Here is a 26,259-nt window from a genome sequence, read left to right as displayed (position 1 = left end):
ATATCGGTAAGTATACCAATAAATTTATTTTATCGGTATAAATACTAATAAATGATGTTTATCGGTAAATATACCAATAATGAAACGGGGTCTTACTGTAATATACTTTTTAGCGCTTCGGCATTCCTGATTTCTACTTCGCTACGGCGCCATTCCAAAATACCTTCACGCTGTAATTCGCCAATGGTGCGCGCCAGAGAAGGTCGTGCCACACCAAACATTTCTGCCAGACTTTGCTGATTCTGTGGTAGTGGAATATTCCGGAATCCTGGTTTGTAATATTGCAGCAGAAAAAAGGCAATTTTTTCGCGGATGGTTTTAAAATTCAGAAAGCTGATTTTCCGGGAAAGGAATTGTGCTTTATCGCTAATGATGTTCAGAAAGTTATTTAGAACACGATTGTCGAGACTCAACAGCCGCGTAAAATTGGGCTTTAAAATGATTAGCATTTTGCCATCAGCCATAGCCGAAAGATTCACTGGGAAACGGCTGTTTCGTCCAAAAAGGAAACCGGCAGCAACCATCTGTGGTGGAGTTAATTCCTCTATTTTCAAACTGTTCCCGCCAAAGTCAACCATTTCACCCTGAAGCTTTCCTTCCATGATAATCATCGCTGCATTCACTTCTTCCCCGGCTACGGCCAGCAAATCATCTTTGTGGAAGTGTCGAATCTGATGTGGGACCTGAACCAGTAGATTTTCAACTTCTAGTGGTTGAAGTTCTTTGAATATGGGCGATTGGGCAAGAACCGTATTCATCTCTGAAGGTTTTTATGCAAATATACCGAATTGTAACAGCTGTTACACTTTCCTGGTAGCATCCGCTCTACATTTATGATGTAAAACTTAGACAACAGAACAAACAAAACGGAACATGCAACGTGACATCATCCATATAGACGACGAGAAATGTACCGGTTGCGGTCTTTGCGTGCCAAACTGCCACGAAGGTGCATTGCAGATTATTGACGGGAAGGCCGTTCTAATCAGCGATTTGATGTGCGATGGTTTGGGAGCTTGTATCGGGCACTGTCCGGAAGGGGCCATTACCATTGAAAACCGTGAAGCGGAGCCATACGATGAAGTGAAGGTGATAGAGATCATGGTGAGTAAAGGATTTAATACGGTAGTGGCACATTTGAAGCATCTGCGTGGGCACAATGAGACAGGATTTTTGAAGCAGGGAATGGGATATTTGGTGGAAAATGCAAAGACTTTGCCCTTCTCTGTTCAGTCGGTTAAGGATGCTGTTCATGCTGGGCCGAAGCCGGTGAATGGAAGCAGTTGTGGTGGTGGATGCCCAAGCTCTCAAACCGTAGTTTTTAACCCGGAGGAGTTGAAGCTGCTGCCTAAGGGTGAAAATGGTTCATTGGCATCACAGCTTCGACAGTGGCCAGTGCAGATGCATCTCATTAATCCGGTAGCGCCTTATTTTCGAGGTGCAGACTTGTTGGTTGCAGCCGATTGTACTGCTTTTGCCATGGGTGATTTTCATCAAAATTACCTGAAGGATAAATCGTTAGTTATTGCTTGTCCGAAACTGGATTCCGGCAAAGAGGTTTACCTCGAAAAGTTAATCACACTGATCAACGAAGCAAAGGTGAACACGATTACGGTGCTTATGATGGAAGTTCCTTGTTGCGGTGGTTTGCATCAAATAGTTCAAATGGCCACACAACGGGCTAGCCGAAAAGTTCCGGTAAAAGCCATCACTGTCAGCATTCGTGGTGAAGTACTTGAAGAAGAGTGGGTATAAGTGCCATTATATAAATAGTTAATCATAAAACTTAATCTTTAAAACGAATAATTATGAGTATGTTTTGTTTTCAATGTCAGGAAACCAAGAAAGGCGAAGGCTGCACCGTCAAAGGTGTTTGTGGTAAGACCGATGATGTAGCCAATTTACAGGACTTACTGGTTTTTGTTACCAAAGGAATATCGATATACGCGCAGGAAGCCCGTCAAATGGGAATCGAATGGGAGCCTGTAAACCGCTTTGTGTTTGACGCTCTTTTCATGACCATTACCAATGCCAATTTCGATAAAACAAAAATCGAAGAAAAAATTCGTGAAGGACTGAAGCTTCGTGCTGAATTGAAAAACCGTTTTGAAGCGGAAGGTGGCAAACTGACCCATACGCATGAATCGGTTACCTGGGAAGCTGATACACTGGAAGCATTCGAAGAAAAAGCTGCTAACGTGGGAGTTCTCTCTACTGCGAATCCTGATGTTCGTTCTTTGCGTGAGTTGATTGTTTATGGTGTGAAAGGAATGGCTGCTTATGCTGAGCACGCTTTTAATCTCGGTTACGAAAAGAAAGAGTTGTATGCATTCATGCAGAAAGCAATGGCTGCTACTACTGACGATAATCTTACGGTTGATGAGCTGGTTGCTTTAACCATGGAAACCGGAAAATATGGTGTGGATGTGATGGCATTGCTCGACCAGGCCAATACCGAAAGTTACGGTAATCCGGAAATCACGGAAGTGAACCTGGGTGTACAGAAGAATCCTGGTATCCTGGTTAGTGGTCACGATTTAAAAGACTTTGAAGAATTGTTGAAGCAAACCGAAGGAACTGGTGTGGATATTTACACGCACAGCGAAATGTTACCGGCCAATTATTATCCGGCTTTCAAGAAGTATAAACATTTTGTTGGGAACTATGGTAACGCATGGTGGAAGCAGAAAGAAGAGTTTGAAGCGTTTAACGGTCCGGTATTGCTGACGACTAATTGTCTTGTACCTCCAGCCGCTTCCTATAAAGATCGCGTATATACCACTGGCGCTGCAGGATTTGAAGGTGTAACACACATTGCACCCCGGAAAGATGGTCAACCTAAAGATTTCTCAGTCATCATTGAGCATGCAAAAAAATGTGCTGCACCGACGGAATTGGAAACCGGAACGATTGTAGGTGGCTTCGCACACAACCAGGTAATACAATTGGCCGATAAAATTGTTGATGCTGTAAAAACCGGAGCTATCAAGAAGTTTTTTGTAATGGCAGGTTGCGATGGACGCATGAAGAGCCGCGATTACTATACTGAATTTGCAGATAAACTTCCCGAAGGTACGGTAATTTTGACGGCCGGTTGTGCTAAATATCGTTACAATAAACTTTCACTGGGTGATATTGGTGGCATCCCCCGCGTGTTGGATGCGGGGCAGTGTAACGACTCTTATTCGTTAGCAGTAATTGCCCTGAAGCTGAAAGAGGTATTCGAATTGAATGACATTAACGAGCTGCCGATTGCATATAACATTGCCTGGTACGAACAGAAAGCAGTGATTGTATTGCTGGCGTTGCTCTATCTCGGAGTAAAGAATATTCATCTTGGACCGACACTTCCTGCATTCCTTTCTCCAAACGTGGCCAACGTTCTGGTAGAAAATTTCGGAATTGCCGGAATTAAAACCGTAGATGAAGACATTGAGGTTTTCATGGGTTAAGTTTAGGTTGATTCGTTTTTATTCCCACTGGATCTTGTTCGGTGGGATTTTCATTTATTTTGAGCAATGACTGGAAAACGTTCAGAAGAAAAGCAAATCGTTACACTCATGATCGAATTGTATTGTCGGAAGAATCATAGGCGGGAAATAATCTGTTTTGACTGTGAGGAGTTAATTGACTATGCAGCGAAACGATTGGACAATTGTGTGTTTGGTGATGAAAAGCCTGCTTGCAAACATTGCCCGGTTCATTGCTATAAACCAGCAATGCGGGAAAGAATTCGTGAAGTAATGCGTTGGGCCGGACCGAGAATGATACTCTATCGTCCGGGAGCAGCTGTACGCCACATGTTGTCGAAACCTTTACAAAAGCGAATGAAAACTTAGTATTTTAATCTGTCAGGTTGATAGCTATTCCCAGGAACCTTCGGAATTGAATAAGCGCATATTTCCCCGCGACTGAGATATATTCAGTATTCTTTACGAAGAAAAAGCCGGATAAACTCCGGCCTATGATAAAAAAATTTCTTTGAAAATCATCTCGATTTCAGCGTCGACTGACGGCGGGATCTTGTAATGATCCGTGTAGTCGAAAGTTATTCCCTCATCCAGTTCATGGACGATCAGAATGTCTGTTAACTTCTTCGGGCTCTTTCCCCAAAAATCTCTTATTTCCGTCAATCTTTCATCTTTACTGATGATCTCTTTTACAATCCTGTTCTTAAATCTTCTCTTTTGTTCCTGAAAAGATTTAACTGTTTGTAATTCTGATGTTCTGCTCATTTCAGTTGGGTTTGAATTTCTTGTTTGGTGGTTTACTTAAACTGTAACATCATCATGTTGTTTCGTGTTCTGTTCTGCCAATTTACATCTTACCGTGAACAGAAAAAAGGAAACAGGTTATACAGCATATGACTATAATTATCAATATATGTTGATGCCATGAGTGCCACTTCCGATTCAGTACCCTCAAATAACAGTTTTTCAAAACGATATGTGTTTAACTGTTTATAAGTGAATGCCATAGATGTTTTTTAACATTTCTGCTTTACGGCAGAATATAAACGTGATTAAAATCATGATATTCGCTTGTTTTATATCTACTTACTGTTGTTTTGACTATATCCTTTCCACTCATCTTCCACAAATTATATTGTCATCCACAAGCTGTGTACTCAAAATGTGGAATTGTTTCTACATGTTGATATAAAATCATGTTATCATAATAATGTAAACGAAAAATGAAAGAAGTGTAAGTGTCAAATATTGTATGTGTTGTCTTGTAATCTCCATTTGGTGTTCTGAGTTTGGCACGACCTTTTCTATATTATCTGCCGAAGACAAGCAGATACTTGAATAAATAAATGAATTAACATGAAAAATCACTCGTCCATAGCGTTTCTTTTGTTCCCGGTTTCATCAGCCGATATAACCGGACAAATAGAAGGTGGGCACTCAAAGAATAGCTCTTCTGTGGAAAAGGTGGTTTTTAGCGTTATTCAGTTGAGTGATTTACCCATGGCCGTAAAGGAATCGGTTGCCGAAGAATTGACCGGATGCCGTTTATCGAACCAGGTGATTACCGGTACTATCAGTGGAAAGCCGGTTTACCGCTTAACCTTTCGGTCTCCATCAGGAATAAACAATGTTTTGTACAAAGCTGATGGTGAAAGGTATGTTGCTCAGTTACAAAATTAAAGGAAGATTAGAAGATTGAAGTAAATATTTCCCTGGTATAAAAAATGAACGAATTCAAGGATGCAACCATTACCGAAGCATATGTGGCAAAACTGGATGATGGTACTAAATTGTACAAAGTGATGTTGAATGTTGAGGGAAAGGAAGAGTCTGTCATGTACAATGAAGATGGTTCACGGTACCAAATGAGTTAAGAGAAAAACAGATCACCAGCAAATTTCTAAATATTAACAAACAATTTAAAACAAGTTAGTTATGAAAAAAGTAATTATTCCATTGGTATTAGTTTTTGCATTAGGCACTGGTTATGTATCGAATGCAGCAAATTCAGTTTCAAAAAACATGAAGACATCTTCTGTTTTACAGATGCAATCGGATCTGAAATTTGTTTCGGTTGATGTGGCTGATTTGCCCGAAGCTGTAACAACGGCTGTGAGCAATGACTACAAAGATGCCACAATCAGTCAGGCTTCAGTTGCGACTACTGAAGATGGATCAAAAGTATATCAGGTTGTACTCCAACTGAATGGACAAAGCATGACTGTTACTTATAATGAGGATGGCAGTAAATATGAGCCTGAATCATAATCGGGTGATTAATTGGGCAGTAAATTCCAACGAAAATTAGAAAACCAATTGTGAAGACACCAGGACATTTACTGTTCACGAATAAACTTTAAATCGTTGATTTCTAAATACCGTTCATACTTGTATTGTTTAGTCAAGGCTGCTCTCGTGTGGTTTTCCTGGCACGGTTGGCCACAATGGGGCGGCCTATCGACGACACATTCAGAATTTAGGTTTAGGTTTATTATCGCAAGATGTGCCGGAAATGACAGGAACCAAACCTTTCGGTGTAATGGTGGGATATTACCCGGGGGGTTGACCTGGTACAGACGGCACAAAATGTTTATTGACTACTCATGAAAGACCGGGAAAAGATGAAGGCAGCCATAAAAAAGGGGGATGGCTGCTGATTCTGCTCCCATCGTTTTAATAGAGTAATGTCAGGCGTTCTTATAAATTAGGTTTTGAGAGAATTCACTAAGGTAGGTTGGGAATCCTACCGATTTAAAGTTTTTTACATAAAAGCGGGTTGTTTGAACAATCCGCTTTTTTATTTTTTACTGTATAATATCATTTACCTTTTATGCGTTGAATAAAAGGGTTTCAACCTAAAAATCTTATCTTTATTCGCGAACCGATTTATTTACCGATAATCTTTGCCTGATAATTAATGGACATGCCCCGATTACTGATTGTTGATGATGATACCTCCTTCTGCATGCTATTGCAGGGGTTTTTAAAACGAAAAGGCTTTGAAGCCGATACTGCTCATGATTATCAAAAGGCCAGTCAGTCATTGGCAAAGAATACCTATGATTTAGTTTTAACTGATTACCGTTTGCCTGATGGTACCGGTATTGATGTGTTAAAGGAGAGTAAGAAGTTGGCGCCTGCCACTGTTGTTATTCTGATTACTGCCTATTCCGATATTCGTGTAGCTGTCGAAGCTGTCAAATTAGGGGCATTTGAATATGTTACCAAGCCTGTCAATTCCGATGAACTGTTTCATGTTATCAAAGAGGGGTTGAAAAAGCGGGAAACTTCGGAAAAGAAAAAAAAGGGACCGCGGAACCGCCGGAAATTTTTGGTGGGAACCAGTGCGGAAGCCCGGAAAATAGAAGAACATATTCGCATAGTTGCCCCAACCGATATTTCTGTTTTAATTATCGGAGACAGCGGCACCGGGAAAGAGTACGTAGCCCGTCGGATTCATGAGCTGAGTAAGCGTAAAAAGGAACCGTTTGTTGCGGTTGACTGTGGCGCCCTGCATCCCGATATTGCTGCCAGCGAATTGTTTGGTCACGTAAAAGGCTCGTTCACCGGGGCAGTGAATGATAAGACAGGTCATTTTGAAGCTGTAGGCGAGGGGACCATTTTCCTGGATGAAATTGGCAACCTTTCCTATGATGTGCAAATAAAGCTTTTACGGGCCATTCATGAACGAATGGGACGGAAAGTAGGAGGGAATAACGAATTTCCTATCAAGGCACGAATTATTGCTGCAACGAATGAAAATTTGAAAAGGGCTGTCGACGAGGGACGGTTCAGGGAAGACTTGTACCACCGTTTGAACGAATTCAATATGGTGCTTGCTCCTTTGCGTGAGCGCGAAGCCGACCTGATGATGTTTGCTGAGTTTTTTCTGGAAGATGCGGTCGCTGAATTTGATAAACTCATTTTGGGATTTGACGAAGAAGTACAGCGCATATTTATGAGGTATGAATGGCCCGGTAATCTCAGGGAGATGCGGAACATTATTCGCCGCGCTGTTTTGCTTAGTAAATCAGATGAAATTCACCGGGAGGTACTGCCGGAAGAAATCTACAGGAATAATTCAGAAAGCAACAATCATCAGGGCGATCAACAATCGGCCAATGACTTAAAAGAAGTCAAAAGTCTTTCTGAGAGGGAAGCCATTTTACAGGCGCTTGAAAAAACCCGCTATAACAAGACGAAGACAGCCAAATTACTTGGGATTGACAGAAAGACACTGTACAATAAATTACATTTGTATAATATTGAACTTTAAGATATTACGTCTTCAATAATAAGTGCTCTGACATCATTCCATAACTGGCTTAATGCAATAATGGAGGCCCGGATTATATCCCGTGTGGATGGATTATCATCTGCGGATTCCAGTTGTTTCAGAATTACTACGCCATCCGAAATAGCAAATTGACGGAAGCCAGTCAGCATTTTATGAGCGGTTTTCCTGATTCCGGGAATGTCATTGTCCTTCTCCATCATTTTTAGCAACGAAATACTCTCATCAGCATTCAGGATGAAGGTTTCGGTAACGGTGCGGAGTAATTCATCATCTTCGCCCGAAAAAGTTTTAATCTCGTCCAGGCTGAAACTTGCCTGCGTTCTTTCTTTTCGCTGGAAGTCCTCGATATCTTTCCCGTTAAGGATGGCATGAAATTTCTCCGCAAGCGATTTTCGGGTAAATGGTTTGGGCATCGCCCACACATTTTCAATAAGCGAAATCTCTTCTAACCTGCTTTCACTCAGGTTTGCGGTCAAAATTAATACCGGCGTGTAGGAACTAAATTTCTCCCTGATGGTTTTGGCCAATGAAATCCCATCAGTGTTGGGCATCTGCACGTCGGAAATAATCAGGTCGAAAGTGTCTTTTTTGAGGTAATTCAGCGCTTCGACGGGTGTATAAGCTGAAATCTTTTCGCCGTTCATATCATGAATGAGTGCTTCCAGCAACTGGTGTACCAATGGATCGTCATCGATACAAAGTATTTTTTTCCCGGTAAGAAAATCAGGTGCAATTATTTCATTACTTAGTTGATTTCCGGTCGCCTCTTTCATCGGAATGGTAAAGTGGAATGTACTTCCGCTTCCTTCTTCGCTTTCCAGCCATATTGCGCCTTCCATCAGTTTAATCAATCTTTTGCTGATGGAAAGGCCAAGGCCAGTACCTCCGGTCTGTTTCGTTTTCGAATTGTCTACTTGTGAAAATTCTTCAAAAATTTTCTCCTTCTGATCTTCCGGAATGCCGATACCTGTATCGGTTACCGCGAAAGCAAGTTTGTGATCTTCCCGTTTTACTGAGAACTTGACGTACCCTTCCTGTGTGAATTTAATTGCGTTTCCAACCAGGTTAATAAGCACCTGCTTTAACCGCATCCGGTCGGCGCTGAAATCAATAAGCCCCTCTTCGACTTCAAAGCTGAAGCCAATTTTTTTGTTTTGAGCGGCCAGTTTCATCTCTTCAAAGACCTCTTTCATCAACTCATCAGCCTTAATTTCATCTTCACTCAGGTTGACCATGTTTGCTTCAATCCTTGAAAAATCAAGAATCTCGTTGACCATTCGGTGAAGATGACGCGCTGAGCTTAGCAGCGTTTTAGCCATGTCGGCTTGAGGTTTATCGGCCAATCCTTCCGAAAGTAATTCGGCAAAACCGATGACTGATGTTAATGGCGTACGGATTTCGTGGCTCATGTTGGCCAGGAATTTTTCCTTCACTTTTAGTAGTTCGTCCACCTTATCCTTGGATGAGCGTAGCTGGTCATTCAGGCGGCGGCTACGTAGGATGTCACGGTTAACCCAAAGAATGAATAATGCAAAGATGATCAACGCTGAAATTCCCAGGTAAATTAGTTGATTGAACGTCTTTCCACGCATCGATTCCATTTCCCGGCTCTTCACTGCAGACATTCGGAAAGCTTCATCTTCAAGTGATTGAACAACTTCCCGAATCTTATTCATAATCTGGTTATCCAACTTAACCAGTTGTTGTTCCTGCGTGCTGAGGGCCCGGGCAAACCTGGCCTGTTGTGCCTGAAACTGTGATAGTTCACGTTTAACCTGAATTAAGGTTGAATCCTTCCGGATATGACTTACTTTTGAGGAATCGATCCGTTGTTCAATCACGGGAACCTTGTAATTTGTCGGTTCTTGCTTTTTCCCGGTAAGGAAATCAGAAAGCTTTTGCAGGGTATTACGTTTTAATGGAGTACCCTTTTTTTCAATGGAATCAGTAAAAGTCGACGTGTATTTGGTGTAGGTAATTTCAAATTCCAGGCTATCGGGGATAATGCTAATCAATTCACCGTACTGTTTCCGGTATTTATTGATGATGTTGATTTGTATGAGGCTTTCCATCAATTGTTCTTTTTCGCTGAACAAGCTCTGGATGGTGTCGATTTGGTTTAAAGCCAGCGTGTCGGAAAAATATTGGTGCAGATTATTGACCAATATCTCTATAGAGTCTCGTTTGTTGTGATACAGTTCCTTAAATTTCGGATCTTCAGTAATACCATAAATCCGGCCATATCCTTCTGCTTCAATCATCTGTGAAAGCGCCCTGTTGAGGAGGACCATCTTTTTGGGGAAGTTATCGTTGTACGATTGGTTTTTAATAACCCGAACCACACTCACGTAACTAATCCCGAAGAATAGAAGGGCAATGACAAACACAATCAGGAAGCCTGCCGTCAACTTGGCTTTTATCCATTTTTCCGGGGCGTTCTTCTTCATGCACAAATCGTTATATTACAAAATGCAATATGCCAATTATCTACACCAACTGAAAGAAAGTAGAATAAAAAATGAGGTATAACCCTTACTTTCGTTTTTAATGCGAATGATTCTGTTGTGGCTACACTCAAGCCTTTAAAATTTGACTGAAGGAGTACTGGCCGGCTTTTTCTTCGACATGTTGACTTTCGGAGCCCGCTTAAATTCCTTATTCCGGTCGAAGAGATAACGGTAGGTGATATGCGTTTTGTAGATTTTGCCGCCGATAAATTCGGCCACTTTCATCATTACCGGATTAAAGTCGCCAATCCAGTTTAATTCGAGCGTTTTGTAGGGGAATGATGGTTTCATCGCTTCTTTCTCGAAGGCCATCACCATGGCACCTTCCACACCTTTCCCCTGAAATTCCGGTATCACGCCGAATATTCGTCCAATGACACGATCGACAGATTGGGATATTTTCAGGTGATAGAAGAATCTCAACCGGGTCAGCCAATTCCATTTGCCCCTGAAACGGCGGGAAATTTGCCCAAGATCCGGCATCATCACGAAAAAGCCAATGGGTTGGTCCTTGTGGTAGGCAAAGTAAACCAGGCGTTCGTCCATAATGGGTTCCATGGTTTTCAGCAATTCCATCGCTTCTTGCTCGCTCAGTCCTTTAATCCCGTTAAATTCAGCCCACGCTTTATTATAAACCTCCTTGAAATCGTAGGCAAATTGCTTGTTGCCCTTTTCTATCATTTTTACATGATATTCGGGTTGGCTGAGCAGGTAATCGGCACGCCTTCTGATGGCCGGATGTAGTCCTCCGGGTTCAAATTTTCGCTGGTAAGTGTGTTGTCTGAAGTAATCACGAAAGCCATAGGCCTCAAATAATTCACGGTAGTAAGGGAAATTATAGGGCATGTTATACACCGGCTCGTGAAATCCATCAACCAAACAGCCCCAGAATGAATCCCGCATACCTAAACTTACCGGTCCGTCCATGGCTTCCATACCCCGCTCTTTCAACCACTCTTTTCCGGCATCGAACAACATGAAAGCAGCATCTTTATCATTGATGCATTCGAAAAAACCTACCCCTCCGGTTGGCTGCTCGTTCGTAACGGCTGATTCTTTTTCATAGAATGCGGCGATTCGTCCAACAGTACTTTCGGATTCGTCTTTTAAAATCCAGCACTGGCTTTCACCTTCTGCTAAAAGTTTGTTGCGTTCCGGATCGAGAATGGCAAGAATATCATTATCAAGCGGTTGTGACCAGTTCTTATCGTTGCGGTAAAGTTGTACCGGTAGATCGAAAAACTCGTTATGGGTTTGCTCATCAATGACTTCAATCAAACGATAGGCCTGTGTGTTCTTCATGGAATCGGTGGTTTGCCTGGCGGTTAAATGTTCAAAAGTAACAAAAAATTGCTATCATGGATAACGGGTGTATTTAACGGAATTAAGCAACATTTAATGGTCACAGATTTATCATTATCTTTGGTTTGAAACATAAAATTCCATCAAATGAAGCTGAAAAGGATTATCCCTCTCTCATTGGTTCTTATCGTTGTTGCATTGGTTGCATGGCAATATCCCCGATTTTATATTGCTACCGGCTATGGTGCCAAATGTTTGGCATCCGGAGTTTTTGTCGCTCACCGGAATGCCAATCAGGTAATTGCTCAGGATCTGGATTATTCCATTGTAAAATATACCCATAGCAAGATTGATTATCAGAAGAAAACCGTAACAACTTCTTTTTTGGGAGTGGCCCATCAAACGGCCGTTTACCGTGAAGGGCTTGGCTGCACGCTGGTTGGTGATATGCCGGAGAAAGAAGTTCGCTCTGAATCGCATAAACAATTAGCGCCGCAACCTGCCGACCCGTTTGAGGTGGCCTGGCCTACCGGTGACCAATTAAAGGATACAATATTTCCCGAGATTAATTATACAAAGTTGAAGAAAGCCATGGATGGTGCCTTCGACCATGCAGACGAAGATCTGAAAAGGACTGCCGCTGTTGTTGTTGTGTATAAAAATCAGTTGGTAGGCGAGGAGTATTGGGTGCAAAGAGGTATTACACCGGAAACCCGGCTGTGGGGATGGTCGATGGACAAAAGCATCATTAATGCCATGTTGGGTGTTTTAAAACGGGAAGGAAAACTGAATGTCAACGAACCGGCGCCGATACCTGAATGGCAAAATGATCAGCGAAAGAGTATTACCATTAATAACCTGATGCACATGAGTAGCGGGTTGAAATGGAACGAGGATTACGGTAATGTATCCGATGTAACCGTGATGCTGTACCGCAAGGCTGATGTTTACAAAGCAGCTGCGAACGCGCCTTACGGCGTGAAGCCCGGAACTCAGTGGTATTACTCTTCGGGTACAACGAATGTTCTTTCCGGAATGATTCGGCACATCATCGGTAATGATAGTGACTACCTCGATTTTCCCCGGAAGGAAATATTCAATAAAATCGGGATGCGCAGCATGCTGATGGAGACCGATGCCGCCGGAAACTTTGTTGGCTCATCGTACGGTTATGCCACGGCTCGTGACTGGGCGAGGTTCGGACTTTTGTTCCTGGACAACGGAATCTGGCAGGGCGATACCATTGTTTCTCCCGATTGGGTGAAATATACCCGGACTCCCGCTCCTGCATCAAAAGGCAATTATGGTGCGCAGTTCTGGCTGAACCGCGATAAATCGATACCCGATGCGCCGGAAGATATGTTCTATTGCGATGGACATCGCGGACAGCGGGTGTTTATCATTCCCTCAAAGAAATTGGTGGTGGTCCGGTTGGGATTTTCCCAGGAACATTTCAATCAGGATGGTTTTCTTAAAGAAGTATTAGCTGCCTTTCCGGCTGATAAGCAATAACAGAAAAATTCTACATTTGCGCCATGACAAAAGTAAGTGCAAACACCTTTCTTCCGGCCGAGTGGTATCCGCAAAGCGGCGTGATGCTGACCTGGCCTCACGCCGGGACGGACTGGGCGGAAATGCTTGACGAAGTGGAGCAGACTTTCATCGCGATAGCGAGAGAAATTGCAATGCGCGAACAATTACTGATTGTCTGTCCGGATGCAGCCGGATTGAAGAAGAAACTGGCTGGAACCAACCTGGAGAATGTGCATTTGTACGAAGTTCGATCCAACGATACCTGGGCACGCGATCACGGCCCGATTACGGTGTTCCGCAATGGCGCCCCGATTTTGTTCGACTTTCGGTTTAATGGCTGGGGCCAGAAGTTCCCTTCAAATCACGATAATCAGATTACCCGCCGCCTTTTCAACAAAGAGGCTTTTTCGGCAAATGCCGGATACGCTAACTTTCTGCAGTTTGTGCTCGAAGGTGGCGCTATTGAATCGGATGGCGAGGGTACAATACTCACCACCACGGAATGCATGTTATCGCTCAACCGGAATGAGCACATGAACAGGGAAGAAATTGAGCATCTGCTGACGGATGTTTTTGGTTTGAAGCGGATTTTGTGGCTGCACAATGGTCGCCTTGCAGGGGACGATACCGATAGTCATGTCGATACGCTGGCCCGGTTTTGCGATGCGGAAACCATTGCCTACGTCAACTGTTCGGACCCGGAAGATGAGAATTTTGAAGCTTTACAACGAATGGAAGATGAATTAAAGTCTTTCACAACGTTGGAGGGAAAACCTTATCGTTTGCTGGCCTTACCAATGGCTGATGCTGTATACGATGACGGAGACAGGTTACCGGCTACGTATGCCAATTTCCTCATTCTGAACAATGCCGTTCTCCTGCCGTTTTATGGAACAGAGAAGGATGAAGAAGCCGGGAAAGTGCTTCAGGAAGCTTTCCCCGACAGGGAAGTCGTTGGCATCAACTGTTTGCCCCTTATCAAACAGCACGGCTCGTTGCATTGCGTCACCATGCAGTTTCCCAAAGGCGTGTTGTAGAAATTGAAAAATCAAGAGAATTATGGGCAAAACAATAAAAGCCGGACTGATTCAGCAGTCAAATTCAGAAAACATTCAGGGTAACATTGATAAAGTGACCGGGAACATTGCCATTTGTGCGAATGGTGGTGCGGAATTGGTCGTGTTGCAGGAGTTGCACAACAGCCTCTATTTCTGCCAGACGGAAGAGGTTTGTCAGTTTGATTTGGCGGAACCGGTTCCAGGCCCGTCTACGGAATATTACAGCCAGGTTGCCCGCGAACATGGTATTGTACTTGTCACATCGTTGTTTGAGAAGCGGGCGCCTGGTTTGTATCATAACACGGCGGTGGTTTTCGAGAAAGATGGTTCGATTGCCGGGAAATACCGTAAAATGCATATCCCCGATGATCCGGCTTATTACGAAAAGTTCTATTTCACGCCGGGCGATACGGGGTTCGAACCAATTAATACCTCGGTAGGCCGGTTGGGCGTTTTGGTCTGCTGGGACCAATGGTACCCCGAAGCAGCCCGTTTGATGGCTTTGGCTGGCGCCGAAGTGCTGATTTACCCAACGGCCATTGGTTGGGAATCTTCCGACCCGAAAGATGAACAACAACGGCAGCTCGATGCCTGGATGATTTCGCAGCGCGGACATGCTGTAGCAAACGGTCTTCCGGTTATTTCCGTCAACCGGGTGGGGCATGAGCCCGATCATTCCGGACAAACCAACGGTATCCAGTTCTGGGGAAATAGTTTCGTGGCCGGGCCACAGGGAGAACTACTGGCAACTGCTCCTAACGATTCGGAAGCCAACCTGTTGGTCGATATTGATCTGGAACGTTCGGAAAATGTTCGTCGCTGGTGGCCGTTTTTACGCGATCGCCGCATCGATGCTTACGGCGATTTGCTGAAACGTTTTCGTGACTAAAAACAAACACGCCCTTTATCCCCGAAAGCCCTTTAAAAAAAGGATGTTTGGCGTTAACAAATTTCATAGGCATGATTTTAAAATTTCATGCCTATGAAATTTTTTTTCGTAAGCATGAAATTGGGAAATCATAAGCATGAAATTTAATTTTGTAAGCATCGTTTTTTACACTCGTTATCTGACGGATCGAAAATCAATTTTTGGGATCCTCGGCTAAGCGCTTTTCGGCCGGATTGACTTGTAATTGCAACGGATTGATTTTCTCGCCCCAATAGATGGTGGTATGCGGGAACGGGATCTCAATGTTGGCCTTGTCAAAAGCAATTTTTAGCCGGCGCCGGTATTCCCGGCCAACCGACCATTGTTGAACGGGTTGCGTCTTCAACCGGGCTTTAACAACCAAAGCGCTGTCACCAAACTGATCGAGCCCAACCACTTCGACAGGTTCCAGAATCTTGTCCTTAAAATCATCATCTTGCTGCATATCGGCGCCAACTTCTTTCATGATATTCATCACCTGGTCCACATCTTCTTTGTAGGCAACGCCAATATCGAAAACCATGGCTGACCACTCTTTGGTCATGTTGGAAAGGGAGTTGATTTTGCCATTCTGGAAAATGTGCACAACGCCTGAAAAATCGCGTAGCGTGATGGTTCGAAGTTCAATCTTCTCCACCGACCCTCCGGTTCCATTTATGATGGCTACATCACCGATGCGGATTTGGTCTTCCAATAAAATGAAAAAACCGGAAATGAAGTCCCGTACTAACTCCTGGGCGCCAAAACCTACAGCCAGTCCGACAATTCCGGCACTGGCCATGATGGGGCCGATATCGACACCGAACTTGCGCAGCAGTATCATCAGAAAAATAATCCAGATAATGATTTTACCGGCGCCCCTGACAATTCCCATCAGAGTATTGGTCCGCTTTTCCATTTCCAGATTGGTTTGATCGTTTCCCCGGGTTGCTCTCCTGAGGATGAGTGCATGCATCTTGTTCACCAGAAAGTGAAGTAACCTGAGAGTTACCACGAACAAAATGATGATGAGAAGAATGGAAGGGACATTACTGATTGACCAGTTCGCAAATGTGGTGTAGGCTTTCGACCAAAAGCCACTGCTGAATATTTCCTGCATAAGTTTAATTTTTATGGTTTACTGAAATGTAAAGAATTAAAAACAGCGAATTGCGTGATTTCTTTCTGAGAAAAACAGCTAATTGGCTAATGGGTTTATTATTTTTGCTTTATGCGACCATTACAATCTTTCATTTGTTTTTAACGAAGAAACGAAAACGAATAATTCTTTGTATCAATTGGCCATCTCCCGAAAATTGGATTGATCAAGTTCTGCAATCCAGTCATATCGGGGTTTAAACATGTTTTATACATGAGGAAAGCTGGTTTAAAAAGGTTATTTTTATTGTGTAAACAAAAGCAAAATCTGCCATGGGGACTACATCCTGTTCGATGGCCCTGATATCTAAAAGAGATATGCCAGGACGATGGATGGGCCGGACTATGTGGAAGATGGCGATAAAGGGACCATTGGCCTTGGCTATTGGCTGATGAATGTTGCCCATTTTAGCAAAGGCCGGGAAATGACGCCCCTGTACAATAAAATAAGCTTTACAGTTTTGGCCATGGCGCAAAAAGCGAGAACAAGAAGGTTCTTGAAAGCGGGGTAAAAAACGCTAAATTTACTTATTGAAATTAAAATAATATGGTTATGAACGATTGCTTTCAGTTTGGATGGGGCTGGGGTTGGCCCTTTGGATGGCTCATTTGGTTTGCATTTATTATTCTGGTCGTTTTGTTTATCGTGCGTTTAACACGGGGACGGGGACCTGTTTCGCAACCGCCTCGCGATACCGGTCACGATTCGGCCATGACAATCCTCAAAGAGCGTTATGCCCGTGGCGAGATTTCACGTGAAGAATACCTGGAAAGGAAGAAAACGCTGGAGAGTGATTAGTTAAGCATTTTGCTGCTGAATTTCTTATTAAAGAGGGCTTACACGCTCCAAGTGTTCATTGTTCCTACTATAGCTCATTCCAGATTACAAAGCATACTTTAAATTCATTTTTTGGAATTGACTATGAGGAGCAGGAGAGTGAACTAAACGATCTTAAGCGAAGTAAAGGGGCAAAGGGTATCGGCTCTCATGAGTATGTAATTAATAGATTCAGTGGAAAGTTAAGAGATTTATCGAAGAATGAGTACTTATCATTTACCCGAAATATCAAAGAGTTAAAAGCGTTCCGAAATCAATCTGACTATATTAATATAAATGTCACATCTGAACAAAGTGAACGAGCTTATCGTTTATCAGAAGAGATTGTTGGAATGCTTAAAAAGAACTGTCACGTATGAAAAGCCAAGAGTACATTAAAGAGCATTTGAGAGGAATAGTAAATAAATTTCCTCAGATTTCATTTTCTTACGAATATGACAAAATCGAGAATTTGCATATTGTTCAGGTTACTCCAATAGAGCAATATGTTTCAAATCAAGAATACAAAGATGCAGAGGGTGATATGACCTTTGAATTTGACAATCTTTTCTTTCCTGAAAGCCTTGTTTTTGTGAATGAGGAGTCATTGATTCAGGTTGATGAACCTGATTTTGTTATTGAACATACCGGAACCGAATTTAATTTGTCAATTTAGGAAATTGAGTTTGCAGTTTCGGTTTATGGAAATGATATATTTGAGTTCAATATGTTCAGAGGGATTGAGAATAAGGAATATATTTTTGATGAGAATAATTATGCATTAGCCGCCTGATAGTATGTCCGAAACAGTCCAATCAGCATTTCAATTTATTAAATACAACATAGTTCGGTCATTGATCGAGCGGAAAACTGACGGTAATTATAATTATTTCCTTACGTTAGGGCTTATATAGCGTCATTGACAACTTTATCGGGGATGTCTCCAATTCACCTGCCAACATTGAACTTAACAAGCTTGGCTCCAGAACTTGAGAAAAATACAACGTGGATATAAAAGTTAAGGATTCATTTTCCGTTTGAGCATTAAGCCAGTTCGCTGAGTTCCAGCCAGCGCATCTCTTTTTCGTCGAGTAAGTCTTGTACTTTACCGTGAAGGTTGGATTGTTCGACCAATTCTTCCGGCGATAAGTGGCCAGCATTCATCGCCTCTTCGATGGATGCTTTTTCTTTTTCCAATTCGGCAATTTCTGTTTCCAGCTGTTCCAGTTCAATTTTCTCTTTGTAGGTGAGTTTGCGCGGTTTGGGTTTTCCCGGTTTAACCAGTTCTGTTTTTTTCGCTTTCCCCTGTTTTTCCTGCTTGCGTTCCAGCTTTTCCTGTCCCTCTTTCCAGTCGCGGTAGTCGCTGTAATTTCCAGGGAAATCTTTGACTTGTCCTTCGCCCCGGAACACAAACAGGTGATCCACAATTTTATCCATGAAGAAACGGTCGTGCGATACAATAATCACGCATCCACTGAAGCTTTTCAGGTAATCCTCCAGGACGTTCAGCGTCATGATGTCGAGGTCGTTGGTCGGCTCATCGAGAATAAGGAAGTTGGGGTTCCGAATCAAAACCGTACAGAGATACAACCGTCTTCGTTCTCCGCCCGACAGTTTTTCTACATACGAATATTGCACTTCCGGCGGAAAGAGGAACATGTTCAGAAATTGTGCGGCAGTCATTACCTGCCCGTTCCCCAGATCGATTACTTCGGCAATTTCTTTCACAACGTCCAGCACCCGCTCTTCCGGTTTGAACTGCATACCATCCTGCCGGTAGTAGCCAAATTTAATGGTTTCACCTACGTCAATCGTTCCGCTGTCAGCGGGAATAGCGCCGGTAACCAGGTTCAGGAAGGTGCTTTTCCCGGTTCCGTTTTCTCCCACGATACCCACTTTTTCGTAACGACTGAATTTATATGAGAAATCCTCCAAAATTCGGATGTCACCAAAGCTTTTGGAGAGGTGTTCCACTTCCAGGATTTTCTTTCCCAACCGGGCGCCTTGCACATTCAGTTCCACCGCTTCGTCCGAACGTCCCTGGGCGGCTTTTTCCTGAAGTTTGTATGCATTCTCCACCCGGTATTTAGCTTTATGCCCACGGGCCTGTGGCATTCGCCGAAGCCATTCCAGTTCGGTGCGATACAGATTTTTGGCTTTCTCTACTTCAGCGGTTTGCTGTTGAATTCGTTCTTCCCGTTTGGTGACGTAATAGGAGTAATTTCCCCGGTAACGGTAAATCGTTTGGTCATCCAGCTCCAGGATCTCGTCGCATACACGGTCGAGAAAATAGCGGTCGTGGGTCACCATAAACAGGGTCGATTTAGCTTTGGCAAGGTATTTTTCCAGCCATTCAATCATGTCCAAATCGAGGTGGTTGGTCGGCTCGTCCAGAATGAGGAAGTCGGGTTCGGTAATCAGAACGTTGGCCAGTGCGACGCGCTTTTGCTGGCCGCCGGATAGCTCGCTGATGCGTTGATTGAAGTTGGTAATCTTCAGCCGGGTCAAAACCTGTTTGATACGCACCTCGAAATCCCAGGCATTTAACCGGTTCATCTTTTCCATCGCTTCGGCCAGCAAATCATGATCCTGATTTTCCACAGCGACCTCATACAACCGGATAGTTTCCAACAATTCGTCCGATGATTTAAAAGCCGCCTGCATCACCGTATCGTTTGGGTCCAAATCGGGCATTTGCCGCAGGTATCCCACACGGATGTCACTGGCAATGCTAATGCTGCCTTCGCTGGGCGGGTTGATATTGTAAATCAGATCCATCAACGTCGATTTGCCCGTGCCGTTTTTGGCAATCAAGGCAACTTTTTGACCTTCCGAAATGGTGAAGTTGATATTTTCGAAGAGGGGAAGTTCGCCCCAGTATTTTGTCAGATTTTCAACCTGGAGATATGGCTTCATGCAATCCTTATTTTAGCCCTCAAAATTAGCAGGAATTACATGAAAAACTACAAATGTCGCCTGTTATAACATTGATGGAAAAATCGGGAACGACTGAACAAAATCCGGTTGTTTTGAGTTGGATTGGTGATTTACATCAGCGAAAAAATTAATTTTACCACAAACGAATTAACCGATGCAGAAGAAAGAACGCTTTGCCTGTATTATCGAGTGGTTTAAGAAAGAGATGCCGGTTGCTGAAACAGAGCTTGAATATACCAATCCGTATGAATTGCTGGTTGCCGTCATTCTTTCGGCTCAGTGCACCGACAAACGGGTAAACCAACTAACGCCTGAACTGCTTCAGCGATTTCCTACGCCGGAAAAACTGGCCGAAGTGGAGCCGGGGGAGGTGTTCGAATACATCCGCTCATGTTCGTATCCGAATAACAAAGCCAAACACCTGGTGGGCATGGCCAGAATGTTGGTGGCGGATTTCAACAGCGAAATTCCGGGCACGGTGGAAGAGCTGGTGAAGTTACCAGGTGTCGGTAGGAAAACTGCGAATGTAATTGCATCGGTGGTATTTAATAAGCCGGCCATGGCAGTCGATACACATGTTTTCCGTGTGGCGGCCCGTTTGGGTTTAAGTACGAATGCCAAAACGCCGCTGGAAACCGAAAGGCAGCTGATAAAATACATCCCGGAAGATTTGATCGCCACGGCACATCACTGGTTCATTCTGCATGGCCGGTACGTTTGCCTGGCCCGAAAACCGAAATGTGAGAAATGCGGACTAACACCTTACTGCAAATATTACCAGCAAAAGTTGACGAAAGAAGAAGCTTAGAACCTGTTAAAAACTGATTCAGGGTTTTGCTTCGAAGTAAAAAAGCTCCGGTCTTCTTCATTTTTGGCTCCCATTTGGGTCGGGACAAAACAAAAATGGAGAAAACAGGGGTATCATAACTTTTCTCCAGAGAAATTTAAACGGTTTCTTAATTCCTTTTCAGGAAAGCACCATCAGGCTGAGCGCCATCACAGCCATTCCGACAATAAGGCCGTAAACGGAAAGGTGATGTTCACCATATTCTTCGGCCGACGGTAGCAATTCGTCGAAAGAGATGAAAATCATAATCCCGGCGACACCAGCCAAAATGTAGGCGAAAATCAAGTCCATGTTTTCCGGTGTAACGAACGGAAGAATCAGCAAATAACCAAGCAATGCGCCAACTGGTTCCGAAACGCCTGATAGAAACGAAAGCCAGAAGGCTTTTTTCCGGTTTCCGGTAGCATAATATATAGGTACCGAAACGGCAATTCCTTCCGGGATGTTGTGAATAGCGATGGCGATAGCAATGGCAATTCCGATGGATGGATCTTGCAGTGTAGATGCAAAGGTGGCCAATCCTTCCGGGAAATTGTGAATACCTACAGCCACTGCTGTCATGATTCCCATGCGGTAAAGTTTCCGGAACGCAATGGCTTTGCTCTTATCGTCCATATCCTCTACAGCCTTGACTTCGTGCGGGTTTTCAAAATTCGGGATGAATTTGTCGATTAAGGTAATCAGCAACATGCCCCCGAAGAACGCGATTAATGAATACCAGTGTCCACGGAGCTTTCCTAACTTTTCGATTAATATATGCTGTGCATGCGGAAAAATTTCCATGAACGAGATGTAAATCATTACACCCGCCGAAAAACCAAGGGCCAAACTCAGTAACTTGGTATTGGTTCGCTTGGTGAAAAAGGCAATGGCACTACCTATTCCGGTTGACAAACCGGCAAAAAGGGTGAGCAGAAACGCGGTTAGAATATTCCCGGATATCTCCATATGATGGGTCTAGCATAAGTTGGTTACAGGCCGTTTTTCCCTTATTATAAGACGAAAATAATAAAAGCTGTTGAAAATAACGGTTTCCCGACGTTTTTGGAATGATTATAAAATTCTCAAAAAAATGTTATTAACACATGTAGAGAATTTGTTTTTTAGTCAATCTTTGTACATTTGCTCCTAATAAAATGTTATCAACAAAAATCCATTTAAGTTATGGCTTACGTTATTAATGACGAATGTATTGCTTGCGGAACTTGCATTGACGAATGCCCGGTGGAAGCGATTAGTGAAGGTGATATCTACAAAATTGATCCGGAACTTTGCACAGATTGTGGTTCTTGTGCAGAGGTTTGTCCTGTTGAAGCTATTTTTCCGGCAGAGTAATCTCAGGAAAAGCATAAAAAAAAGCCTGTCCCCTGTCGGAGCAGGCTTTTTTATCGACTATGTCCATCGTTCAGAATAACGATGGTTCCGCCGGCAAGTCCGACAACCATGGCAGCCGATAGAATATCTTTCGCCCCTTCAATGAAAAGTTTGGTTATTTCATTGCCGCTTTTCCCGGTCGCCAATCCTGATGCAATTCTCAATCCCAGGAAAATCGTGGCGATTTCCATCACATACCCGTTGTATCCCATCACCCCGATAGTCAGGAATATGATGGTGAACAGGAGGAGTGTGAGTATGAAATAATGAACGGTTTTTCGTAAAGCCAGAAATCCTGTTAGCAGGAAAACGAAAGTTGCAACGGGAATAGCCGGCATCGGATACTTACCATTTCCGAAATGGAATCATACTAAATATTTAAAAGGGCAAAAAAATTAGCGTTTTATGCCTGATATGTCTCATTTTTATTTGCGTTTCCTTAAATTTATTTATTACTATTAAACTTTCATACTTATAAAGAGTATGGAGTTTATGAAACTACCTGGCCTGACGAAGCTTAATCTGTTACTACTTGAGATGAAATTCCTATTCGTTTCAAAAAATAAGTAATAGAGGTCGGTACTGATAAGTGATTGTTGAGATGCGCGGATTGATTCTGGATTTTGTTGACAACGAATAACGATCCATTGATTCTCCGGGTACGAAAAGTCTTAAAAAAGCTTCTGATTGGATACCCGTTATTCGGGATGAGTTTTCGGGGCGCTTTAAAAAAAATAGCAGATGAAAATATTGTTGGTAAATATCAAAGAGCTGGTGCAGGTCGAAGAAGAACCAAAACTATGGGTTGCCGGAAAAGATATGGCTAGAGTCCACACGATTAAGGATGCATTTCTTTTGCTGCGTGACGAAATGATTGTTGATTTTGGTCCGATGGAGGAGTTGAACGGAAGCGATTTGGATAATTACGATGTGTTGATGGAAATAGATTGCACGGGACGAATGGTTTTTCCATCCTTCTGCGATTCGCATACACATTTAGTTTATCCGGACAGCCGCGAACAGGAGTTTGTCGACAAAATCAAAGGGCTGTCCTATGAAGAGATTGCCCGGAGAGGCGGAGGTATCCTGAATTCGGCCCGTCGTTTGCACGAAATGAGTGAGGAGGAGCTTTATGTTTCGGCCTTTGAGCGGATATCCGAGATCATTTACAAAGGTACCGGAGCAGTGGAAATTAAAAGCGGTTACGGTTTGAACCCGGAAGATGAAATCAAAATGCTTCGTGTCATTCGCCGGTTAAAAGAATCAACACCACTGGCCATAAAATCCACATTCCTTGGGGCACATTCCATTCCGATGGAATATCGGGATAATCCTTCGGTGTATGTCGACCAGGTTATCAATGAAATGTTGCCGCGCATAGCGGAAGAAGAGCTGGCTGACTACATCGATGTATTTTGCGATACCGGTTTTTTCTCGGTTGCCGATACGGAAAGAATTATCGAAGCTGGAACAACGTATGGACTTCGGGCAAAAATACACGCCAATGAATTAGGGCTCACCGGTGGGGTACAGGTGGGAGTGAAAAACAAGGCTCTTTCGGTCGATCACCTTGAATATTTAGGTGATGATGAAATAAATGTTCTTAAACATTCGCAAACCATGCCCACCATTTTACCTGGTGCCGCCTTTTTCCTCGACTTGCCTCTTTCGCCAGTCCGAAAGCTAATAGATTCGGGGCTTCCGGTGGCATTGGCTACCGACTTCAACCCGGGTTCGTCGCCTTCGGGCGACATGAAATTCATGCAGTCGCTGGGGTGCATCCGGTATAAGATGCTTCCGGAAGAGGTAATTAACGCTACCACAATCAATTCCGCCTATGCCATGGGCATTAGTGATGGCTATGGAAGTATTGCCCGGGGTAAGGCAGCCAATGTATTTATAACCAGGGATATTCCTTCGTATCAGTATTTTCCGTACGCCTACAATTCCGAACTTATCGCGACAGTAATCCTCAGGGGCGAGATTCAGTGATGTATGAGAAAGATGTGATTTATCATGGTATTATCAGTTTAACGCTTCTATTTTGTAGTGTCTAAAAAAATGAAAGTTCTATGACAAAACGGATTATCGAATGCGTTCCTAATTTTTCAGAGGGACGCGATTTGTCTGTCATAAAAAAAATTACGGATACAATTGAGTTGGTAAAGGGAGTCAAATTACTGGATGTCGATCCGGGACATGCCACTAATCGTACCGTTGTTACATTTGTAGGAGAGCCCGAACTGGTAATAGAAGCCGCTTTTCAAGCGATTAAAAAAGCTGCCGAACTAATCGACATGTCGAAACACAGCGGAGAACATCCCCGTTTTGGAGCTACGGATGTTTGTCCGTTGGTCCCCGTTTCGGGTATATCGATGGAAGAGACTGTTGAATATGCCCGTCAATTAGGAAAAAGAGTAGGCGATGAGCTGGGTATTCCGGTTTACGCTTATGAGTTTGCTGCTTTTTCCGAAAAACGCAAGAGTTTGGCTTTTTGCCGCTCAGGCGAATATGAAGCCCTTCCTGATAAACTGAAACGTCCCGAATGGAAACCCGATTTTGGATCGGCGGAGTTTGTTCCCCAAACCGGGGCAATTGCCATTGGCGCCCGTAATTTCCTTGTTGCCTATAATATTAACCTGAATACGACATCTACGCGCCGTGCCAATGCCATCGCATTTGATGTGCGCGAAGCCGGGCGTGTTAAGCGGGAAGGAAATCCCGTAACCGGGAAAATCGCGAAAGACGAAAATGGTGAACCGGTACGTATTCCCGGAACCCTGAAAAAGGTGAGAGCCATCGGGTGGTACATCGAAGAGTACGGAATTGCCCAGATATCGATGAACCTGACCGATTTGACCGTGACACCTGTCCATGTAGCTTTTGATAAGGTTTGCCGCAGTGCCGAATCGCGGGGCATCAGAGTGACCGGTTCGGAACTGGTGGGTATTATGCCATTGAAATACATCCTTGACGCCGGTAAATATTTCCTGCGAAAGCAAAATCGGTCCACCGGTATTCCCGAAAGGGAAATCATCAAGATAGCTGTTAAGTCACTTGGTTTGGACGAGCTTCAACCCTTTGATCCGGAGAAAAAGATCATTGAGTATATGCTCGATGATAAAGAAGAGAAGAAGCTGATTGACTTAACAGCCCGTGGGTTTGCAGAAGAAACCGCTTCGGAAAGCATTGCTCCGGGAGGAGGTTCCGTTTCAGCATATGTTGGTGCTTTGGGAGCTTCATTGGCAACCATGGTCGCTAACTTGTCAGCACACAAGCGTGGCTGGGATGAGCGTTGGGAAGAGTTTTCCGAATGGGCCGAACGCGGGATCGAAATTCAGGAAAGGCTACTGAAACTGGTGGATGAAGATACGCAGGCATTCAATAATATTATGGTTGCCTTTGGGTTGCCGAAAGGCTCGGATGAAGAAAAAGCGGCACGTTCGGAAGCCATTCAGGCTGCCACGCTCAACGCCATGGAAATTCCGCTTTCGGTGATGGAAACCTCGCTGGCATCGTTTGATGTTATTCGTGCCATGGTAGAGAAAGGCAATCCGAACTCAGTTACTGATGCCGGGGTTGGTGCTTTGTGTGCTCGTACCGCCGTACTTGGCGCCTGGATGAATGTGCGGATCAATGCTTCAGGCTTAACGGATGAAGTAAAAAAACGGGAGCTACTTAACAAAGGTGAAGAAGTAGCCCGGCGAGCCGTTGAGTTGGAGCAGGAAATTGTACAGCTGGTGGAGAAAAAGGTGAATTAATACTTAAATTAGGGTTTTGTCATATGAACCTACTTGCGATTATCAATAAATTCAATTTTATGGTTACAAGTGTTACACGGAAAGTCCGTGGTTTGTGATAAATTCTTTTTATTTTTGCTCCTCTGGTAAAGAAATGCATAGGATTACGATATTTATTGTATTAAGTTTAATGTGTGTTATTGTTGCCCTATTTCCAATTTTATTAGGGTTTGTATGTAATTTTAAGTGAATCTTATAGTGGCTTGGTGTGAGGCCACTATGGGTATTTGTTTTATTAATCTAAAAATTTAT

Annotated in this window: 25 protein-coding genes; 17 read left to right on the top strand and 8 right to left on the bottom strand. The window is 43.5% G+C overall.

Annotation, left to right across the window (positions count from 1 at the left end):
• Positions 1–92 precede the first annotated feature (92 nt).
• A complete protein-coding gene (locus tag GJU82_RS06400) occupies positions 93–758 on the bottom strand; it encodes a Crp/Fnr family transcriptional regulator (protein WP_153631387.1) in 666 nt (221 codons plus the stop codon).
• Between the two features lie 115 nt (positions 759–873).
• Here GJU82_RS06400 and GJU82_RS06395 point away from each other — a divergent pair, with 115 nt between their 5' ends.
• The 3 genes from GJU82_RS06395 to GJU82_RS06385 all read left to right on the top strand — a co-directional run bounded on the left by GJU82_RS06395 (position 874) and on the right by GJU82_RS06385 (position 3,839).
• Complete coding sequence (locus tag GJU82_RS06395; RefSeq protein ID WP_153631386.1) at positions 874–1,755, top strand: ATP-binding protein; 882 nt, start codon at positions 874–876, stop codon at positions 1,753–1,755.
• Positions 1,756–1,808: 53 nt separating this feature from the next.
• Positions 1,809–3,452, top strand: a complete 1,644-nt coding sequence (hcp, locus tag GJU82_RS06390) for a hydroxylamine reductase (RefSeq protein ID WP_153631385.1) — start codon at positions 1,809–1,811, stop codon at positions 3,450–3,452.
• A 66-nt stretch (positions 3,453–3,518) separates the two neighbouring features.
• Positions 3,519–3,839 carry a nitrous oxide-stimulated promoter family protein gene (locus tag GJU82_RS06385; RefSeq protein ID WP_153631384.1) on the top strand — a complete coding sequence of 107 codons (321 nt, stop codon included), beginning with the start codon at positions 3,519–3,521 and terminating at the stop codon, positions 3,837–3,839.
• A 123-nt stretch (positions 3,840–3,962) separates the two neighbouring features.
• Here GJU82_RS06385 and GJU82_RS06380 read toward each other — a convergent pair whose 3' ends face one another.
• Complete coding sequence (locus GJU82_RS06380; protein WP_153631383.1) at positions 3,963–4,235, bottom strand: hypothetical protein; 273 nt, start codon at positions 4,233–4,235, stop codon at positions 3,963–3,965.
• Positions 4,236–4,826: 591 nt separating this feature from the next.
• Here GJU82_RS06380 and GJU82_RS06375 point away from each other — a divergent pair.
• The 4 genes from GJU82_RS06375 to GJU82_RS06360 all read left to right on the top strand — a co-directional run bounded on the left by GJU82_RS06375 (position 4,827) and on the right by GJU82_RS06360 (position 7,746).
• Positions 4,827–5,150 (top strand): hypothetical protein, encoded by a 324-nt coding sequence (locus tag GJU82_RS06375; RefSeq protein WP_153631382.1) that lies wholly within the window; start codon positions 4,827–4,829, stop codon positions 5,148–5,150.
• Positions 5,151–5,194: 44 nt separating this feature from the next.
• A complete protein-coding gene (locus GJU82_RS06370) occupies positions 5,195–5,344 on the top strand; it encodes a hypothetical protein (RefSeq protein WP_153631381.1) in 150 nt (49 codons plus the stop codon).
• 61 nt (positions 5,345–5,405) lie between these two features.
• On the top strand, positions 5,406–5,738 hold the full coding sequence (locus GJU82_RS06365) for a hypothetical protein (protein WP_153631380.1): 333 nt from the start codon (positions 5,406–5,408) through the stop codon (positions 5,736–5,738).
• Positions 5,739–6,393: 655 nt separating this feature from the next.
• Positions 6,394–7,746, top strand: a complete 1,353-nt coding sequence (locus tag GJU82_RS06360; RefSeq protein ID WP_153631379.1) for a sigma-54 dependent transcriptional regulator — start codon at positions 6,394–6,396, stop codon at positions 7,744–7,746.
• On the opposite strand, the gene GJU82_RS06355 is transcribed toward GJU82_RS06360, so the two are convergent.
• Positions 7,743–10,214 carry an ATP-binding protein gene (locus tag GJU82_RS06355; protein ID WP_153631378.1) on the bottom strand — a complete coding sequence of 824 codons (2,472 nt, stop codon included), beginning with the start codon at positions 10,212–10,214 and terminating at the stop codon, positions 7,743–7,745. The two genes, GJU82_RS06360 and GJU82_RS06355, sit on opposite strands and share 4 nt — an antisense overlap.
• A gap of 135 nt (positions 10,215–10,349) precedes the next feature.
• Entirely contained in the window at positions 10,350–11,576 is a 1,227-nt protein-coding gene (locus GJU82_RS06350) for a hypothetical protein (protein ID WP_228488591.1), read from the bottom strand.
• A 147-nt stretch (positions 11,577–11,723) separates the two neighbouring features.
• Between GJU82_RS06350 and GJU82_RS06345 the strand changes: the two genes are divergently transcribed.
• Genes GJU82_RS06345 through GJU82_RS06335 form a run of 3 tightly spaced genes read left to right on the top strand, consistent with a single transcriptional unit; the run spans position 11,724 to position 15,056 of the window.
• Positions 11,724–13,088, top strand: coding sequence for a serine hydrolase (locus tag GJU82_RS06345; RefSeq protein WP_153631377.1), 1,365 nt, complete (start codon positions 11,724–11,726; stop codon positions 13,086–13,088).
• Positions 13,089–13,111: 23 nt separating this feature from the next.
• Positions 13,112–14,146: an agmatine deiminase family protein gene (locus tag GJU82_RS06340; protein WP_153631376.1), complete on the top strand. Its 1,035-nt coding sequence runs from the start codon at positions 13,112–13,114 to the stop codon at positions 14,144–14,146.
• A gap of 22 nt (positions 14,147–14,168) precedes the next feature.
• The gene (locus GJU82_RS06335; protein ID WP_153631375.1) at positions 14,169–15,056 is read left to right on the top strand and encodes a carbon-nitrogen hydrolase; all 888 of its coding nucleotides are present in this window, start codon (positions 14,169–14,171) and stop codon (positions 15,054–15,056) included.
• A 193-nt stretch (positions 15,057–15,249) separates the two neighbouring features.
• Here the strand turns inward: GJU82_RS06335 and GJU82_RS06330 are convergent, their stop codons facing one another.
• Entirely contained in the window at positions 15,250–16,194 is a 945-nt protein-coding gene (locus tag GJU82_RS06330; protein ID WP_153631374.1) for a mechanosensitive ion channel family protein, read from the bottom strand.
• A gap of 367 nt (positions 16,195–16,561) precedes the next feature.
• Here GJU82_RS06330 and GJU82_RS06325 point away from each other — a divergent pair, with 367 nt between their 5' ends.
• The 3 genes from GJU82_RS06325 (at position 16,562) to GJU82_RS06315 (ending at position 17,725) form a co-directional block, all read left to right on the top strand.
• Positions 16,562–16,744: a hypothetical protein gene (locus GJU82_RS06325; RefSeq protein ID WP_153631373.1), complete on the top strand. Its 183-nt coding sequence runs from the start codon at positions 16,562–16,564 to the stop codon at positions 16,742–16,744.
• Positions 16,745–16,785: 41 nt separating this feature from the next.
• The gene (locus GJU82_RS06320; protein ID WP_153631372.1) at positions 16,786–17,031 is read left to right on the top strand and encodes an SHOCT domain-containing protein; all 246 of its coding nucleotides are present in this window, start codon (positions 16,786–16,788) and stop codon (positions 17,029–17,031) included.
• A gap of 394 nt (positions 17,032–17,425) precedes the next feature.
• Positions 17,426–17,725: a hypothetical protein gene (locus tag GJU82_RS06315; protein ID WP_153631371.1), complete on the top strand. Its 300-nt coding sequence runs from the start codon at positions 17,426–17,428 to the stop codon at positions 17,723–17,725.
• Between the two features lie 368 nt (positions 17,726–18,093).
• Here the strand turns inward: GJU82_RS06315 and GJU82_RS06310 are convergent, their stop codons facing one another.
• Positions 18,094–19,965, bottom strand: coding sequence for an ABC-F family ATP-binding cassette domain-containing protein (locus tag GJU82_RS06310; RefSeq protein WP_153631370.1), 1,872 nt, complete (start codon positions 19,963–19,965; stop codon positions 18,094–18,096).
• A 175-nt stretch (positions 19,966–20,140) separates the two neighbouring features.
• Here GJU82_RS06310 and nth point away from each other — a divergent pair, with 175 nt between their 5' ends.
• On the top strand, positions 20,141–20,794 hold the full coding sequence (gene nth / locus GJU82_RS06305; RefSeq protein ID WP_153631369.1) for an endonuclease III: 654 nt from the start codon (positions 20,141–20,143) through the stop codon (positions 20,792–20,794).
• A 159-nt stretch (positions 20,795–20,953) separates the two neighbouring features.
• Here nth and zupT read toward each other — a convergent pair whose 3' ends face one another.
• Entirely contained in the window at positions 20,954–21,781 is an 828-nt protein-coding gene (zupT, locus tag GJU82_RS06300) for a zinc transporter ZupT (RefSeq protein WP_228488590.1), read from the bottom strand.
• A 216-nt stretch (positions 21,782–21,997) separates the two neighbouring features.
• On the opposite strand from zupT, the gene GJU82_RS06295 reads away from it, so the two are divergent.
• On the top strand, positions 21,998–22,168 hold the full coding sequence (locus tag GJU82_RS06295; protein ID WP_153631368.1) for a 4Fe-4S binding protein: 171 nt from the start codon (positions 21,998–22,000) through the stop codon (positions 22,166–22,168).
• A gap of 50 nt (positions 22,169–22,218) precedes the next feature.
• Here the strand turns inward: GJU82_RS06295 and GJU82_RS06290 are convergent, their stop codons facing one another.
• Positions 22,219–22,545 (bottom strand): hypothetical protein, encoded by a 327-nt coding sequence (locus tag GJU82_RS06290; RefSeq protein WP_153631367.1) that lies wholly within the window; start codon positions 22,543–22,545, stop codon positions 22,219–22,221.
• A 403-nt stretch (positions 22,546–22,948) separates the two neighbouring features.
• Between GJU82_RS06290 and hutI the strand changes: the two genes are divergently transcribed.
• Positions 22,949–24,199 (top strand): imidazolonepropionase, encoded by a 1,251-nt coding sequence (hutI, locus tag GJU82_RS06285; protein WP_153631366.1) that lies wholly within the window; start codon positions 22,949–22,951, stop codon positions 24,197–24,199.
• Between the two features lie 80 nt (positions 24,200–24,279).
• Positions 24,280–25,968 carry a glutamate formimidoyltransferase gene (ftcD, locus tag GJU82_RS06280; protein WP_153631365.1) on the top strand — a complete coding sequence of 563 codons (1,689 nt, stop codon included), beginning with the start codon at positions 24,280–24,282 and terminating at the stop codon, positions 25,966–25,968.
• The last annotated feature ends 291 nt before the right edge of the window (positions 25,969–26,259 follow it).

The sequence above is a fragment of the Prolixibacter sp. SD074 genome (assembly GCF_009617895.1).
In the GTDB taxonomy this organism is placed as follows: Bacteria; Bacteroidota; Bacteroidia; order Bacteroidales; family Prolixibacteraceae; genus Prolixibacter.
The sequence above is the reverse complement of the archived record's forward strand: the minus strand, read 5'-3'. Positions and strand labels throughout refer to the sequence as shown.

What these genes read in the sequence shown, in the direction of transcription:
- GJU82_RS06375 (WP_153631382.1), top strand. Translation starts at nt 4,827, where the DNA reads ATGAAAAATCACTCGTCCATAGCGTTTCTTTTGTTCCCGGTTTCATCA.
- GJU82_RS06340 (WP_153631376.1), top strand. Translation starts at nt 13,112, where the DNA reads ATGACAAAAGTAAGTGCAAACACCTTTCTTCCGGCCGAGTGGTATCCG.
- GJU82_RS06365 (WP_153631380.1), top strand. Translation starts at nt 5,406, where the DNA reads ATGAAAAAAGTAATTATTCCATTGGTATTAGTTTTTGCATTAGGCACT.
- zupT (WP_228488590.1), bottom strand. Translation starts at nt 21,781, where the DNA reads ATGGAGATATCCGGGAATATTCTAACCGCGTTTCTGCTCACCCTTTTT.
- GJU82_RS06400 (WP_153631387.1), bottom strand. Translation starts at nt 758, where the DNA reads ATGAATACGGTTCTTGCCCAATCGCCCATATTCAAAGAACTTCAACCA.
- GJU82_RS06320 (WP_153631372.1), top strand. Translation starts at nt 16,786, where the DNA reads ATGAACGATTGCTTTCAGTTTGGATGGGGCTGGGGTTGGCCCTTTGGA.
- GJU82_RS06355 (WP_153631378.1), bottom strand. Translation starts at nt 10,214, where the DNA reads ATGAAGAAGAACGCCCCGGAAAAATGGATAAAAGCCAAGTTGACGGCA.
- GJU82_RS06380 (WP_153631383.1), bottom strand. Translation starts at nt 4,235, where the DNA reads ATGAGCAGAACATCAGAATTACAAACAGTTAAATCTTTTCAGGAACAA.
- hutI (WP_153631366.1), top strand. Translation starts at nt 22,949, where the DNA reads ATGAAAATATTGTTGGTAAATATCAAAGAGCTGGTGCAGGTCGAAGAA.
- GJU82_RS06345 (WP_153631377.1), top strand. Translation starts at nt 11,724, where the DNA reads ATGAAGCTGAAAAGGATTATCCCTCTCTCATTGGTTCTTATCGTTGTT.
- GJU82_RS06370 (WP_153631381.1), top strand. Translation starts at nt 5,195, where the DNA reads ATGAACGAATTCAAGGATGCAACCATTACCGAAGCATATGTGGCAAAA.
- GJU82_RS06325 (WP_153631373.1), top strand. Translation starts at nt 16,562, where the DNA reads ATGGATGGGCCGGACTATGTGGAAGATGGCGATAAAGGGACCATTGGC.
- GJU82_RS06350 (WP_228488591.1), bottom strand. Translation starts at nt 11,576, where the DNA reads ATGAAGAACACACAGGCCTATCGTTTGATTGAAGTCATTGATGAGCAA.
- hcp (WP_153631385.1), top strand. Translation starts at nt 1,809, where the DNA reads ATGAGTATGTTTTGTTTTCAATGTCAGGAAACCAAGAAAGGCGAAGGC.
- GJU82_RS06385 (WP_153631384.1), top strand. Translation starts at nt 3,519, where the DNA reads ATGACTGGAAAACGTTCAGAAGAAAAGCAAATCGTTACACTCATGATC.
- GJU82_RS06290 (WP_153631367.1), bottom strand. Translation starts at nt 22,545, where the DNA reads ATGCCGGCTATTCCCGTTGCAACTTTCGTTTTCCTGCTAACAGGATTT.
- GJU82_RS06335 (WP_153631375.1), top strand. Translation starts at nt 14,169, where the DNA reads ATGGGCAAAACAATAAAAGCCGGACTGATTCAGCAGTCAAATTCAGAA.
- GJU82_RS06310 (WP_153631370.1), bottom strand. Translation starts at nt 19,965, where the DNA reads ATGAAGCCATATCTCCAGGTTGAAAATCTGACAAAATACTGGGGCGAA.
- nth (WP_153631369.1), top strand. Translation starts at nt 20,141, where the DNA reads ATGCAGAAGAAAGAACGCTTTGCCTGTATTATCGAGTGGTTTAAGAAA.
- GJU82_RS06395 (WP_153631386.1), top strand. Translation starts at nt 874, where the DNA reads ATGCAACGTGACATCATCCATATAGACGACGAGAAATGTACCGGTTGC.
- ftcD (WP_153631365.1), top strand. Translation starts at nt 24,280, where the DNA reads ATGACAAAACGGATTATCGAATGCGTTCCTAATTTTTCAGAGGGACGC.
- GJU82_RS06360 (WP_153631379.1), top strand. Translation starts at nt 6,394, where the DNA reads ATGCCCCGATTACTGATTGTTGATGATGATACCTCCTTCTGCATGCTA.
- GJU82_RS06315 (WP_153631371.1), top strand. Translation starts at nt 17,426, where the DNA reads ATGAAAAGCCAAGAGTACATTAAAGAGCATTTGAGAGGAATAGTAAAT.
- GJU82_RS06295 (WP_153631368.1), top strand. Translation starts at nt 21,998, where the DNA reads ATGGCTTACGTTATTAATGACGAATGTATTGCTTGCGGAACTTGCATT.
- GJU82_RS06330 (WP_153631374.1), bottom strand. Translation starts at nt 16,194, where the DNA reads ATGCAGGAAATATTCAGCAGTGGCTTTTGGTCGAAAGCCTACACCACA.